Here is a 14,643-nt window from a genome sequence, read left to right as displayed (position 1 = left end):
CTCCTTTCCGGAAACACTCCTTCTGTCGATAGGATAGCCCGGCGCGGTCAAGAGATAATCAAGTGCGGCGGCGCCGGCGGGATTCTTGCTAATATTGGAGTGCATGAAGAGGTTCCAGGCCCTCATCGAGAATTCCTGGGACGCGGTGATGCTCGTAGGCCAGGACGGCCTCGTCCTCTATCACACGCCCTCCATAGAGCCGATCCTGGGCTACAAGCCCGAGGAAGTAGTCGGCAAGCCCATCTGGGATTTCATCCACGGGGCTGGGTCCGGCGGCGGGCCCGAGGCTGTCCGGGAGCTGGTCGGCAAGCCGGAACTGGGCGGGCGCCGCGAGCTGCAGTTGCGGCACAAGGACGGCTCCCTGCGCACGGTCGAGATCGTGGCCAACGACCAGCTGGCCAACCCCGACGTCCAGGGCATCGTCGTCAACTACCGCGACGTCACGGCGCGCCGGCTCGCCGAGGACCATCTCATCGAGAGCGAGCGCCTTTACCGGGCCCTGGTCGAGACCACCAACACCGGCTACGTGGTCGTCGACGGGGAGGGCCGGGTCGTCGACGCCAACCCCGAATACGTCCGCCTCTCCGGGCACCGCGGCCTCGATGATATCCGCGGCCGCGGCGTCATGGAGTGGACCGTCCCTTCCGATCGGGAGCGCAACGCCGCGGCTGTCGCGGACTGCTTCAAGAACGGCTTCGTCCGGAACCTGGAGATCGACTACGCGGACCGGGAAGGCAGGGTCACTCCCATCGAGATCAATGCCACCGTGGTGCAGATGGGCGAGAAGCCCCTGATCATGACCATCTGCCGCGACATCACCTCGCGCCGGCGGGCGCAGGAGGCTCTGCGCCGCAGCGAAGCCATGCTCGCGGAAGCCGAGCGCCTGGCCGGCATCGGCAGCGTGGTCCGCGATCTCCGGACCGGCGAAGTCTACCGTTCGCAAGGGGTCCACCGCATCTTCGGCGCAGGCAAGGACGAGATGCCGGACCAGCCGGAGAACTTCCTCAGGTACGTGCATGAGGATGACCGCGAGCGTCTGCGCAGAGCCCTGCAAGACAACGACACGACCAGCGGACGGCTGGCCGAGGAATACCGGATCCGCAGGCCGGACGGAGCCGAGCGCATCATCCACGTGGAAGGCGAGACCAGCAAAGACGAGCAAGGCCGCCCGGCCCGGTTCTTCGCCTGGCTCCAGGACATCACCGAGCGCCGGCGGCTCGAGGAGAAGATCCTGCGGATCAGCGACCGGGAGCGGCGCAACATCGGCCACGACCTGCACGACGACCTGGGCCAGCAGCTGACGGGCATCGCGCTGTTGGGGCGGGCCCTGCAGGAGCGGCTCTCGGACCAGTCCTCGCCCGAGGCCGGCGCCATGGCGGAGCTCCTCCGGCACGTGGACCGCGCCCTCGTCCAGGTCCGCGAACTCGCCCGGGGCCTGCAGTCGGCCCCGGCCCGGCCCGAAGGCCTGCTGGAAGCCCTCGCCGGCCTGGCCGCCCACGTGCGCTCCACCGCCAAGGTGTCCTGCCGCCTGGAGGCGGACCGGCGCGTCCTGGTCCGCGAGCCGGGCGTAGCCGACCACCTCTACCGGATCGCCCAGGAAGCCGTGCATAACGCCGTGCGCCACGGCCGGCCCCGGGAGATCACCATCGACCTCAGCGAGGACGACCGCGGGCTGAAATTGACCATTACCGACGACGGGACCGGGATGCTGGAGGCCCCCAAGAAGGGCGCGGGCATGGGCCTCGACATCATGCGCCACCGCGCCAGCATCATCCACGGGACGCTGACCATATCGAGCCATGTCGGCGGAGGGACCGCGGTGATCTGCCGGGTCCCGCCCGCCGCCGCGCCCGACGGAGGGAGAACATGAAGCCGGAGAAGCGCAGCGCAGGCAGGACCCCGGGCTCACGGGCCCGCATCCTTCTCGTGGAGGACCATCCCATCGTGCGCCAGGGCTTGGCGCAGCTGCTCGGCCAGACGCCGGACCTGGAGATCTGCTCCTTCGCCGAGGATTCCCTCAGCGCGCTGCGCGCCGTCAAGGCGGAGAACCCGGACATGGCCATCGTCGACATCTCCCTGCAGTCGGCCGACGGCTTGGACCTGGTCAAGGACCTGCGCGCCCGCAAGCTCCAGCTGCCCGTGCTCATCCTCTCCATGCACCAGGAGTCGGTCTACGCGCAGAGAGCCATGCGGGCCGGGGCGCAGGGCTACGTCATGAAGGGAGAGCCCACGCCGCGCCTGCTGGCCGCGGTGCGCAAGGTGCTCGCCGGAGGGCTCTTCTTCAGCGAGGAGGTCACCTCGGATCTCCTGCGCCGGCAGATCGGCGGCGAGCCGGCCGGCCTCTCGCCGGTGGAGCTCCTCACCGACAAGGAGCTGCAGATCTTCCGGCTCATCGGCCAGGGGCATGCCACCCGCGAGATCGCGGATGTGCTCCACCGCAGCGTCAAGACCATCGAGGCCCACCGGGAGAACATGAAGCTCAAGCTGGGCATCAAGAACTCCCCCCAACTGGCCCAGGCCGCCGTGGAATGGGTCGCTTCCGAAGGCCGCGCGGCGCCCCCGCCTGCCTCTAAATAGGCCTAGGGGAATCCCCTAGAAACAAATAAGGCAACCCCCGATTACCAGTTCCCGGCTATTATGGGAAACTAGTACGGCATTGACCGATTATACGGTCAGAAACTCAAGGAGGTTGATAATGGTCAAGATTTTGAACATCTCGGAAGGCTCGACGATCGCGATGCACGCGGCGTTGCTGCTCTCCAAGGGCACCGGAAAGCCCATCACCACCAACGATGCGGCCGAGGAGCTCAAGGTCTCCGCCGCGCACCTCTCCAAGGTGTTCCAGCGGCTGGCCAAAGCGGGCATCGTTCACGCGGTCCGCGGCCCCAAGGGCGGCTATCTTCTGGGCCGGCCCCTCGCCGAGATCCGCCTCCTCGACATCCTGGAGGCCGTGGAAGGCCCCATGAGGCTCAACTCCTGCCTGATGAGCGTCAAGCGCTGCAACGGCGACGGCTGCATGCTGGGCGGCCTCCTCGACAACATCAACACCCAGGTCCTGCAGCATTTCGAGAAGCGCCTCTCCGAAGTCTGACCGCGCGACGCGTTTAAGGAAAAGCCCCGCCCATACGGGCGGGGCTTTTCTTTCCCCCTCAGGGGACGCTCAGCGGTCGGAGTCGGCTTGCGTGATCTTGCTGCCGGGCGGCAGGCTGTGGGTGAGCCAGACGTTGCCGCCGACCTGGGAGCCCTTGCCGATGCGCACCGGGCCCAGGATGGTGGCGCCCGCGTAGATCACCACTTCGTCTTCCACGTCGGGGTGGCGCTTGATGCCCTTGATGGGGTCGCCGTGCTCGTCCAACGGGAAGCTCTTGGCGCCCAAGGTCACGCCCTGGTAGAGCCGGACCCCCGCGCCGATGGTGCTGGTCTCGCCGATGACCACGCCGGTGCCGTGGTCGATGAAGAAGCTCCTGCCGATGACGGCGCCGGGATGGATGTCGATGCCCGTGGCCGAGTGCGCCAGCTCCGTGATGATGCGCGGGATGAGCGGGACCTTGAGACGGTAGAGCTCGTGGGCGATGCGCTGGTTGGTGACGGCCATCATGCCCGGGTAGCAGAACACGGTCTCGGCCGGGCAGGTCGCCGCCGGGTCGCCCTCGTAGGCGGCCTGCACGTCGCTCATCAGCAGTTGCTGCACCGCGGGCAAGGTCTTCATGAAATCGGCGATGATCGCGAAGCTGCGCTGGTGGCAGCCCTCGCAGCATTCATCCCCGGTCTTCTCGCAGAAGAAGCAGAAGGCGCGCTCGACCTGTTCGGCCAGGGCCCTGGCCGCGGCGTCCAGGGCCGCGCCCATGTGGTAGCGGATGTTCTTGGCCGGGATGGGCGGCGCCCCATAGTAGCCCGGGAACAGCGCGCTGCGCAGCATCTCCACGACGCGGCGCACCTCCTCTCCGTTGGGCAGGGGCAGGTGCGCGCGCTGGCGCTGCAGCGGGCTGATCTTGTTGTTGATGTGGCCGCAGAGCTGCTCCACCACGTCGGCGAGGCCGTCTTCGATGAGTGCCATGATTCGGATTATAACACTTGGACCCTTTTTGATACCATTGATTCATGCCCTTCATCGCCGACCTGCACATCCATTCCAAGTTCTCGCGGGCCTGCAGCAAAGCGCTGGAGCCCGAGACGCTCTACCGCTGGTGCCAGCTCAAGGGCATCACCGTGCTGGGCACCGGCGACTTCACCCACCCCGCTTGGTCCGCCCAGCTCCAGGAAAAACTCGTCCCGGCCGAGGCCGGCCTCTACCAGCTCAGGCCCGAGCTGGCTCGCCGCCAGGATCAGGACGTCCCGCAGTCCTGCCGGGCGCCGGTGCGCTTCCTCTTGGAGAGCGAGATCTCCTGCATCTACAAGAAGGACGGCAAGGTGCGCAAGGTCCACCACCTGGTCTTCGCCCCCTCCTTGGCGGCCGCGGCCCGCCTCAGCGCCCGCCTGGGCGAGATCGGCAACATCCGCTCCGACGGACGGCCCATCCTGGGCCTGGACTCCCGCGAGCTCCTGGCGCTCGTGCGCGGCTCGGATCCCGAGGCCTATCTGGTCCCGGCCCACGCCTGGACCCCGCACTTCGCGGTGTTCGGCTCCGAGTCCGGCTTCGACTCCTTGCCGGAGTGCTTCGGCGACCTCGCCTCCGAGATCTTCGCCGTCGAGACCGGGCTTTCCTCGGACCCGCCCATGAACTGGCGGCTCTCCGCGCTGGACCGCATCGCGCTCATCTCCGACTCCGACGCCCATTCCCCGGAGAAGCTGGGCCGCGAGGCCAACCTCTTCGACTGCGAGCTCTCCTACCCGGGCATCTTCTCGGCCATCCGCGGCCGCGACCCTGAGCGCTTCCTCAAGACGCTCGAGTTCTTCCCCGAGGAAGGCAAGTACCATGTGGACGGCCACCGCAAGTGCGGCGCGCGCCTGGACCCGGAGGAGACCATCCGGAGGGGCGGGCTCTGCCCGGAGTGCGGCAAGCCGGTCACGGTCGGAGTCCTGCACCGCGTGGAGAAGCTGGCGGACCGCAAGACCGGCAAGCGGCCGGCCGGAGCCCCGGACTTCGAGAGCCTCATCCCGTTGAAGGAGGTCCTCGGCCAGGCCTTGCGCGTGGGGCCGGGCTCGGTCAAGGTGGACGCCCTCTACCACAGGCTGCTGGCCCGGTTCGGCAGCGAGTTCCGCATACTCCGGGAGCTGCCCGCCGCGGAACTGGAGGCGGAAGGCCTGCCGCTGCCGGCCCTGGCCTTGGCGCGGATGCGCCGAGGGGAAGTCCGGCTGCAGGCCGGCTTCGACGGGGAATACGGGACCATCTCTGTGCTGGCGGAGAATGACTTCTCCCACCAGGACCAGCTCGCCCTGCTTTGAACGACGCGGAACTCGACCCGAGCCAGCGCGCGGCCGTGCTCGCCACGGATGGGCCGGTCGTGGTGGCGGCCGGGCCGGGCACGGGCAAGACGCGGGTCTTGGCGCACCGCATCGCCCACCTGGTGCGCGACCAACGAGTGCATCCCGGCGAGATCCTGGCCGTCACCTTCACGCGCAGCGCGGCCGGCGAGATGCGCGAGCGCATTCAGGCCCTTCTTCCCGGCGTGGACCTGCGCGCGCTCTGGGCGGAGACCTGCCATGCCGCGGCCCTGCGCATCCTGCGCGAGGAGGCCTATCCCTTCCCCGAGGCCTCGGTCCTGGGCGAGGAGGAGCGGGCGGCCGTTCTGGAAGGGGTGGTCCCGCGCGCCCAGGCCGCGGGCCTGCTCGACGAGGTGCGCGCGGCCAAGCAGCGCCTGGAGTGGCCGCAGAGCGCGCCCGCGCGGCTCTACGCGCAGCGCCTGGAGAGCCGGCGCCTGCTGGACTTCGACGACCTTTTCCTCTTCGCCCTGCGCCTCTTCGAGCAGCGGCCGGAGGTTCTGCGGCGCTGGCGCGGCCGGTTCCGCTACGTCCTGATGGACGAGTTCCAGGACACCAGCCTGGCCCAGTACCGCTTCGCAGGCACGCTGGCCGGCCGGAACTTCTGCGTCATCGGAGACCCGGACCAGTCCATCTACGGCTTCGCGGGCAGCCCCTTCGACCCCTTCGCGCAGTTCGCGGCGGACCACCCGGCCTGCCGGGTGCTGCCCCTGACCGAGAACTACCGTTCGCAGGCCGTGATCCTGGACGCGGCCAAGCAGGTCATCGCGCGCAACCGGCCGCGCCTGCCCCGCCAGTTGCGCGCGCGGCTGGAGCGCGGCCTGCCCATCGACATCTCCGGGCACCAGAGCGACCGCCAGGAGGCGGAGCTGACCGCGCGCCGCATCGAGGGCCTGCTGGGCGGGGCGAGCCGCTTCACGGTGGACACCGGTTGGGCAGGCCAGACTGATGAAGGGATACGGACCTATAGTCTGGCCGACATCGTCATCCTCTACCGTCTCAACGCCCAGGCCCGCCTCTTCGAGACGGCGCTGGAGCGCGCCGGCCTCCCTTATGTGACCTACGGCAAGAAGACCAAGAAGGACGGCCGGCAGGTGCCGGAGGCCGAGGACCTGGAGGATTTCCGCGACCACGAGGCTGCGGCGGCGGGCGACCGCATTACCTTGATGACCGCGCACCGGGCCAAGGGCCTGGAGTTCCCGGTGGTATTCTTGACCGGCTGCGAGGACGGGGTCCTGCCCTACCGGCGCGAGGGCACCGAGGGATACTCCATCGAGGAGGAACGCCGGCTGTTCTACGTGGCCATGACGCGGGCCAAGGACAGGCTGTTCCTGTCCTACGCGCACAAGCGCTTCCTCTTCGGCAAGACCTTGCAGTCGCCGCCTTCGCCGTTCGTGGCGGACATCGAAGAAGAGCTTCGCCGCATCCCGAAGAGCGAGGCGCCGTCGCCCAAGCGGCACAAGGGCCGGCAGCCGGAGCTCTTCTAGCCCCTGCTCCATTTCGATGCGGCCGGTATAATTTAGTTAATATACTCACAATTATACTTTAGCATAGTAAAGTTTAATTAATATATTGACAATTAAACTTTAGCGCATTATAATTTCATTATGGTAGATAATATGCCTAGAAAAAGCCCCAGATCAGGCCGTTGGGAGAAACAGCCAGGGCCAGAGCCATATTATTGCTTCATTCCAGCCCCCCTGCCGCCGAATCCGCCCATCAAGTATGACGAGGGGCTGCAGGCCCTGACCGAGAAGGCCAGCAGCGCATTGGGCCGGCTCGATTCCATCACAGCGCATCTGCCGAACCCACACCTCCTGCTGTATACCTACATCAGAAAGGAAGCCGTGCTTTCCTCCCAGATCGAGGGCACGCAATCTTCGCTTTCGGACCTGCTCTTGTTCGAGAACGAGGAGACCCCCGGCGTGCCGATGGCTGATGTGCGGGAGGTCTCGAATTATGTCGCCGCTCTTGAGCATGGGATCGCGAGGCTCAAGGAGCTTCCCGTCAGCCTGCGCCTCATCAAAGAGATCCACGAGATCCTCCTTAAGGGCGGGCGCGGCAGCAGCAAGGAGCCTGGGGAATTCAGGCGTTCGCAGAACTGGATCGGCGGCAGCCGTCCGGGCAATGCCAGGTTCGTGCCGGCGCCATGGCAGGAGGTGATGCCGGCCTTGGGCGCGCTGGAGAAATTCATCCATGGGGAGCCGTCGCAGACGCCGACCTTGATCAAGGCGGGCCTGGCGCACGCGCAATTCGAGAGCATCCATCCGTTCTTGGACGGGAACGGCCGCTTGGGGCGGCTGCTGATCCCGCTCATCATGATCGCGGAGGGGGCCCTTTCCTCGCCGCTTCTTTACCTGAGCCTGTACTTCAAGGCGCGGCGGACGGAGTATTACGAGGCCCTGCAACGCGTGCGCACGGACGGGGATTGGGAGGGTTGGCTGGCGTTCTATCTGGACGGGATCGCCGAGGTCGCCGTTGAGGCGAGCGGCACGGCGTCCAGGCTGGTGGGCATCTTCAAGGAACACGCTGCCGCCATCGCGGGGCTGGGGAGGTCGAGGGGAACGGCGTTGAGGCTGCATGAGCTTTTCCAGAAGCGGTGCATCCTGTCCGTTCCGGTCGCGAGCCGGGAGTTGGGCGTGTCGTTTCCAACGGCGAACAAGACGCTGGGGAAGCTGCAGCGGCTAGGCTTCGTGAAGGAGATCTCCGGGAAGCAACGGCATCGGGTGTTTTCTTATGAGCCGTATCTGCAGATGCTGCGGGAGGGCATGGAGTGAGTTGGTCGAGTAGAATGCTGAATCACGTTCGCACCCCCTCACAGAACCGGACATACGGTTTTCCCATATCCGGCTCTTCGTCAGTACTCACAAGGCGGCCGGTGCGGGATAGAAGCGATGCACGATACGGGCCTTCGGCAAGGGGTGCCGTTCCAGGTAGCGCTCGAACGCCTCCCAACTGTAGCTCCCTCGCTGGCTGCGCCGGTTGACCCACTTATAGACCATTCTCCGCGCCCAGTGCTGATAGCGGCTGATGCTCCTGCCGTTGCCGCTGACGCCGTAGTACCTATAGTGCCCTTCCAGCTTCGCCTTGAGGATTCGCCACCATTGGGCCAACGGCATGGTGCAGCGGACGGCCTTGAGCCATGCATTCATGTCCCGCAGCTTCGCCCGATACTTCTTGCCGCTGGTCTTACGCCCCACCACAAACCGACCCCTCATTGAAGTCGCGCAGTAATGCGTGAAGCCCAGGAAATCGAAAGTCGCCGGCCTGCCGCCGCGCTTCTCTGCGTTGCCTTTGGCAAACCTTCCGAATTCGATTATCCGAGTCTTCTGCGCCGACAGCTCCAACCCGAACTTGGCCAGCCGGACCCTCACTTCCCTCAACACCTGCTCCGCATCGCTCCGATACTGCGTGCATACCACGAAGTCGTCGCAATACCGGATGAGCTGCGCATGACCCCGCAATGCCTTCTTGAGCTTGCTCTCGAACCAGAGGTCCAGGATGTAGTGCAGGTAGATGTTCGACAGGATCGGGCTTATGATGCCGCCCTGCGGCGTGCCCGCCTCCGTCTCAGTCTCCTTGCCTTCCTCCAGGACTCCAGCCTTGAGGTTGCGCCACACCAGACTCAAGAAGCTTGGGTCACTTATCCTCTGCCTCAGACATTCCATCAGCCACTTGTGGTCAACGTGGTCAAAGAATCCTTTGATGTCCACCTCCACCACAAAGCTGACCGGCCTGTCCATGATGGCTCGGTCGAGGGCCTTGAGCGCCTCGTGACAGCCGCGCTTGGGCCTGTACCCGTACGACACATCCAGGAAGCGCCCTTCATAGATGGCCTCAAGGATTTTCGCCATCGCCTTCTGTACCACCTTGTCCTCCACCGCCGGGATTCCCAGCGGCCGGACTTGGTGTTCCCCTTTGGGGATGTACACCCGGCGTACCGGCTGCGGCCAATACTTCTTGGCCTTCATCCTTCCCACCAGCGCCTTGAGGTTCTCCTCCTGGTTCTTCCCGTATTCCTCCACGCTCACACCGTCCACCCCAGGAGCTTTATCCTTCTTGAGCTCCCGGTAGTTCTGCGCCAGGAAGGCCTCGTCGAGCAGGTGCGTTATGGACGTGAACCTGCTTCGCGGCTCCTGCCACGCGCGCCTCGCTATGAGCTCCAGTTCCGTTAGCAGCGGTTCTCCGCTTCTGCGCGCGGCCGCTGTTTCCCCTTCGCTCTGCGTACTGCCGCCAGCCCCTTCGAGCGCCCTTGCGGACTCAGCGGGCATTGCCCCGCCTTTGCCTCTACTATGAGCTGGTCCGACACCCGCTGGCCCAGGATTTCCTTCCCTCTCCGGGTCGTTGGTCCCTTTTTCGGTCATAGTCGGCCGGAATGGCTGCGGGTCTCCCAGGTCCCTGTAGTCTCGCTTTTGCTGCCGTGCCGCGGTCTTCGACCCCGATGGAGCGACGCCGGTCTGGCCTTGGCGACCGTCGTCATGCTGCCTTCCCGAGTCCTAAAACGGTCGGCCTCCATGACTGTTATTTTACGGGGCTCTATCCCTTCACTTGCGTTACGGCCCGGCATCTCCTTCCCCCACGCTTCACAGCGCGCGTTGCCACCCGCCATGCAGGGTTCAGTATCGGGGTGATGGCTCATCTTTCCCCGGTCCGGATTCTCACCGGCACGAACCTACAAGTTTCGCCTGGCACACTAGGAGAAATAACCCATCTTCGATCCGCTCGGCCTGCTAGGAGCCTGTCCGAGTAATTCGTTTTTGCCGACGCCCGGCGACTTGATAGCCGCAACGGCAATCCCGAAGACGGGAAGTCAGACCTCTGGCGCGGTCAGGCGGCTTGGAAGACCGTTTTGGCACCCATCCTGCGCCACAACTTGAGCAGGTTGTGTGTCGTGCAGATCAACGACCATTCGCCTTTGACCTTCGTGATCCCCCGAAGCAAGAACTGCCTGAATCCTCTGGCCTGCTTGATCTGGCCGAAGACCGGTTCGACGATCGTCTTGCGCTTGGCGTAGATGGTTCTGCCTCGAATCGTCGACAGCTTCCGTCGAGCCAGCTCTTTGGCTGAAAGCCCCTTCGGGATTCTGCCTCGCGGTGCCGGCGGCGCAACCTCCCCGTGCTTGCGCCGTTCGGGCGGGATGAAGGCCTCCACGGCCATCTTCTTAAGCGCCTCGACGTTGTCCTCGCTGAAATACCCCGCGTCCATGCTCGCCTTCGATGGTACAGCGCCCACGTTCGACTCGACTTGCTTGAGCATCGGCTCCGCCTGTCGGCTATCGTTGGTCTGCCGGGTCACATCCGCTGCTACGATCACCTGCTCTTTGCCGTCGACGGCCGCCTGGCAGTTGTAGGCTTGCATGAATGCCAGCCGGTCTCCCGGTTGGGGCATGATCCGACTGTCGGGGTCGGTGAAGTTCTTCTGCGCCTTATCCTTCGGCGTGGGATCGGGCTCTCCAGGTCGGCGTCCACGGGGGTCTTTCTTGGCTCGTTTGTCCTCGGCCTCGCGCTTCTTCGCCTCAGCTTCTGCCTTGGCTTCGCGCTCCAGGGCTTCCTTCGCCTCCTTGATCTTCTTCAGTCGACCTTCGCGATGGGCCAGTTCCGCAGGCAACTCGTCGCCGCGCTTGTCGCGCCCATACTCCGCGTCTTCCGCCTCGTCGATCTCGTCGGCCCTGCGCAACAACTCGTCGACCTCTGCCTGAAGTCGCGCCTCTTCCTTGTTCATCCGCCCGTAGCTCATCGCTTTGTGCTTGGAGGCGTTCGCCTTCATCTTCGTACCATCCAAAGCCACGTGCCCCAGCTTGATCATCCCGGCCTTTTGACAAAGCCTCAGCACCTGCAGGAACAGCCCGCGCAGCGCCTCGAGGTGCCGTTTGCGAAAGTCCGAGATCGTCCGGAAGTCTGGTGTGTTGTTGGCCGCCAGGTAGCGCAGCGCCACGTCTTCGACCAGCGCGCGTTCAACCTTTCGGCTCGACGGAAGGCCCACGCAGTATGCGTAGAGCAGCACCTTCACCATCATCACCGGATGGTATGGTGGGAATCCTCGCTCTTCGCGCTCATAGACGCAGGTGATCGCGCTCAGGTCTAGACTCTCGGCGAGATCGGCGATGAAGTGCGCAAGATGTCCTGTCGGCAGCCAGTCTTTCACGGACGGCGGCATCAGGAACATCTGATCAGGATCGTAGGGGCGGTAAGTTTTGCTCATTCTCTCCTCGGGGGCAGAGAGAATTTTACCGCTTATAGACGAGGATTACTCGGACAGGCTCCTAGTCCCGGCCGTCCTGCCTCCCCCCCTTCCGATTGCCTGCCCCCGAGGGGGGAGGCAATCGGTATAATACAACACACGGAGCCAGGAATAACGCCAATGCGACACGCTGGGAACGCCTCTAGGCAGCAACCGTCCTACGCCGGCTCATCGTGGCCGGGAGGATTGGTAGCAAGACTTGCGTCGTCAGAAATATTGCAGCGGACGCAAGGAGACCGCGGAGTGGTATGCCCTGATTACCTTTCCACATATGGGTCTTTATATTTCTTCAGTTCCCTTTCAAGCCCTTTGTAAGGAACCTTTCTTCCCGTGAGTTCATACAGAATGCCCGCAGCTACAGCCCGAAGGTCGTCGTCGCCAGGATGCCGCTTTTCATCGTCCCGAATAAACTGTTCCAAAAAGGCATCCGCAGCTTTCGTGCGATTCCGCGATATGGCGTACAGAACTTCGAGTTGAGTTAATCCGTCTTCTTTCTCGAATTTGGCAAGAACTGTTGGGCCGAACAATTTGGCGTCTGCGGCAAGCAGTCCTCCGTACACCTCTTTCCTGATGCGCCAATCGTGGTTGGACGTTCGCGATTCAAGCTGAGCAACTATTGTCTTCTTTGTTCGATCGGATTGAGTGCTATTGGCGATAGCGGATATCGCCTGCGCGGCCCTTGCCGAAAAATCAGGATCAGGCCCAGCAAGAAGTTCCAGCAGAGTCGGGACGGCCTCTTCGTCTCGCATGAACTGGACCATGCTCCCGGCGCCCTGCTTCTGTGCCCAGCCTTTCTTGGCCTTGGCAAGGACCATGGGCAGCGCCTTCGCCCCGAATCGAGCCAGCCGGACACCAGCCATGCAGCACATGAATTCATCTCGCGAAACGATTTCATCTATGCTGTCGAGGTCATTCAATTCGACAAGGGCACCAACAGCCTCCTGAGCGTAATTCGAATCTCCAGGACTCACCTTATAAATGCCATGTCCATCGATTATCCTGTGCTTGGGTCGCCGGCTCAACATTGTGCGTATCTTTGGGGCGGCCTCCTTCATCTTCATCTTGCCGGCTACTTGGATAGCTGCCCTCTGCACATCTTCGTCTTTGTCATCGAGCAATTTCCTGTAAACAGGCCCAAGCTGTGCCGCATCGGATGAGACGCTCACTAAAGCCTGATACACCTCTTCTTTGGAATCCTTGTCCGATTGATGCAATGTCGCCGCGAGGGCCTTGACCTCATCGGATGTCTTTGGCGTACTGTGGCGAACCCATTTTGATTGGTTCTGCGACTGCTGCGACACACTTTGTCCGTCGGGATGGTTTGACAAATCAGCGGCGTAACCGGCGGTCCAAAGGGTTCCCCACGGAACTAAAGCGACAAGGACAACACAAAAATGGCTTTTCATGGATTCTCCTTATGTCCGTCGACATAGCCGACTCTTTGTCCCCTATTGGATTGCCGTTGACGACCGGCGGCGCGGGAACGCCGCCAGTCGTCAACTCGCAAAGTGGGAGCGATGTTTCTTCCTACATCGCAAACAACAGGACAAGTTGTAGGAGAAATAACCCCTCTTCGATCCGTTCTGCCTGCTAGTCCCGGCCGTCCTGCCTCCCTCCCTTCCGATTGCCTGCCCCCGAGGGGGCAGGCAATCGGTATAATACAACACACGGAGCCAGGAATAACGCCGATGCGACACGCTGGAAACGCCTCTAGGCAGCAACCGCCCTACGCCGGCTCATCGTGGCCGGGAGGATTGGCCGAGGTGGGGGTTGGGGCGGATGCAGCATAGGCGCCTCGCGGCGACGATGCCCCCGGCCAAGAACGCGCCGTAGCCTACCGATAGCCGAGCGAATTGATGCCGAGTCCAGTCTGGAAGTCGCACGGCAGGCATTGGCTCGTCGTGCTGAGTTGGTTACTCCTCAGCAATGGATGCTCCACGGTCCATATGGATAATCCTAAGCATACCTGGCTTCCTCTGACACATCATGTTTATGACGGGCACGACTGCTGCAGTAATAATTGCGAGATGCATCCGGGGATTCCTCAGTGCAAATCTGGCCAGCAGCAGTTTTCGGCGATGGAGGCGGAACTTTTAATGCCCTTTGCATTTATAGTAGATGCAATAACGATGCCCTTTCATGCCCTCGGCCATCTGTTTGCCAAGTCGGAGCCGCCTGCCCTCCCCAAGCCCACGGCCCCAACGACCCAGCCGTAAGGCCGGCGACCAGGGAGGCGGTCACTTCATCTTCCCTCAGTCGGTCGAGGCCCCCAACAGATGCCCTTCGGCCTTTCGGATTTATGTATCATGCCTGCGATGCGTGAAACCCCCTTCCTAAAGCTCGCCTCGGCGCGGCGCAGCATCCGCGCCTTCCAGGACCGCCCCGTGGAGCGCGAGAAGCTCGACTGCTGCCTGGAAGCCGCCCGCCTGGCGCCCTCGGCCTGCAACGCCCAGCCCTGGAAGTTCGTGGTCGTCGACGACCCGGCCCTCAAGAAACGCCTCTCCGCCGCGGTGTTCTCCGGCGCCTACTCCATGAACAAGCACGCCGAGACCGCCCCGGTGCTGGCGGCCGTGGTCTCCCAGCGCGGCAGCGCCTTGGCCTGGGTCGGCAACCAGGTCCAGGGCACGGTCTTCCGCCTGGTAGACATCGGCATCGCCTGCGAGCATTTCGTCCTGCAGGCGGAAGAGCTGGGCCTGGGCACCTGCTGGCTGGGCTGGTTCGACGCCAAGGCCGCGGCTCGCCTCTTGGGAGTCCCGCGCGGCCACCGGGTGGAGATGCTCCTGAGCGTGGGCTACCCCGCCGAGGCTCCCGGGCCCCGGCCGCGGCGCAGCCTGGCGCAGATGTCCGCCTTCAACAAGTTCTAGGCCCTTAGGCCCATAGACCCCTTGACGCAAACCGGTATTGGGGGTATCCTTAAGTTGCTATTTTTGACGACGTGTCGCCTATCCCGCGACCGTACGGAGAATGCCATGACCCCTAAAT

11 protein-coding genes are annotated in these 14,643 nt (G+C 63.8%); 7 read left to right on the top strand and 4 right to left on the bottom strand.

Going from position 1 to position 14,643, the window contains the following annotated elements; genetic code table 11:
• Window positions 1-103 precede the first annotated feature (103 nt).
• From NTY77_12375 to NTY77_12365, 3 genes are all read left to right on the top strand, one after another.
• A complete protein-coding gene (locus NTY77_12375; protein MCX5796282.1) occupies window positions 104-1,870 on the top strand; it encodes a PAS domain S-box protein in 1,767 nt (588 codons plus the stop codon).
• On the top strand, window positions 1,867-2,577 hold the full coding sequence (locus tag NTY77_12370; protein ID MCX5796281.1) for a response regulator transcription factor: 711 nt from the start codon (window positions 1,867-1,869) through the stop codon (window positions 2,575-2,577). The genes NTY77_12375 and NTY77_12370 overlap by 4 nt, the downstream gene beginning before the upstream one ends.
• A gap of 118 nt (window positions 2,578-2,695) precedes the next feature.
• On the top strand, window positions 2,696-3,091 hold the full coding sequence (locus tag NTY77_12365; GenBank protein MCX5796280.1) for an Rrf2 family transcriptional regulator: 396 nt from the start codon (window positions 2,696-2,698) through the stop codon (window positions 3,089-3,091).
• 69 nt (window positions 3,092-3,160) lie between these two features.
• Here the strand turns inward: NTY77_12365 and NTY77_12360 are convergent, their stop codons facing one another.
• Window positions 3,161-4,057, bottom strand: a complete 897-nt coding sequence (locus NTY77_12360) for a serine acetyltransferase (protein ID MCX5796279.1) — start codon at window positions 4,055-4,057, stop codon at window positions 3,161-3,163.
• 44 nt (window positions 4,058-4,101) lie between these two features.
• Here NTY77_12360 and NTY77_12355 point away from each other — a divergent pair, with 44 nt between their 5' ends.
• The 3 genes from NTY77_12355 (at window position 4,102) to NTY77_12345 (ending at window position 8,198) form a co-directional block, all read left to right on the top strand.
• Window positions 4,102-5,385, top strand: a complete 1,284-nt coding sequence (locus tag NTY77_12355; GenBank protein MCX5796278.1) for an endonuclease Q family protein — start codon at window positions 4,102-4,104, stop codon at window positions 5,383-5,385.
• Window positions 5,382-6,908, top strand: a complete 1,527-nt coding sequence (locus NTY77_12350) for a UvrD-helicase domain-containing protein (GenBank protein ID MCX5796277.1) — start codon at window positions 5,382-5,384, stop codon at window positions 6,906-6,908. Before NTY77_12355 ends, NTY77_12350 begins: the two co-directional genes overlap by 4 nt.
• A gap of 120 nt (window positions 6,909-7,028) precedes the next feature.
• On the top strand, window positions 7,029-8,198 hold the full coding sequence (locus tag NTY77_12345; GenBank protein MCX5796276.1) for a Fic family protein: 1,170 nt from the start codon (window positions 7,029-7,031) through the stop codon (window positions 8,196-8,198).
• 87 nt (window positions 8,199-8,285) lie between these two features.
• Here the strand turns inward: NTY77_12345 and ltrA are convergent, their stop codons facing one another.
• From ltrA to NTY77_12330, 3 genes are all read right to left on the bottom strand, one after another.
• Window positions 8,286-9,599 (bottom strand): group II intron reverse transcriptase/maturase, encoded by a 1,314-nt coding sequence (ltrA, locus tag NTY77_12340; GenBank protein MCX5796275.1) that lies wholly within the window; start codon window positions 9,597-9,599, stop codon window positions 8,286-8,288.
• Window positions 9,600-10,248: 649 nt separating this feature from the next.
• Entirely contained in the window at window positions 10,249-11,622 is a 1,374-nt protein-coding gene (locus NTY77_12335) for an IS1182 family transposase (protein ID MCX5796274.1), read from the bottom strand.
• Window positions 11,623-11,918: 296 nt separating this feature from the next.
• The gene (locus NTY77_12330; GenBank protein MCX5796273.1) at window positions 11,919-13,067 is read right to left on the bottom strand and encodes a hypothetical protein; all 1,149 of its coding nucleotides are present in this window, start codon (window positions 13,065-13,067) and stop codon (window positions 11,919-11,921) included.
• A gap of 909 nt (window positions 13,068-13,976) precedes the next feature.
• On the opposite strand from NTY77_12330, the gene NTY77_12325 reads away from it, so the two are divergent.
• On the top strand, window positions 13,977-14,525 hold the full coding sequence (locus tag NTY77_12325; GenBank protein ID MCX5796272.1) for a nitroreductase family protein: 549 nt from the start codon (window positions 13,977-13,979) through the stop codon (window positions 14,523-14,525).
• The last annotated feature ends 118 nt before the right edge of the window (window positions 14,526-14,643 follow it).

The organism is Elusimicrobiota bacterium (assembly GCA_026388095.1).
Taxonomy (GTDB): Bacteria; Elusimicrobiota; Elusimicrobia; order UBA1565; family UBA9628; genus UBA9628.
Note: the sequence above shows the minus strand (reverse complement) of the source record. Positions and strands in the feature narration are given on the sequence as shown.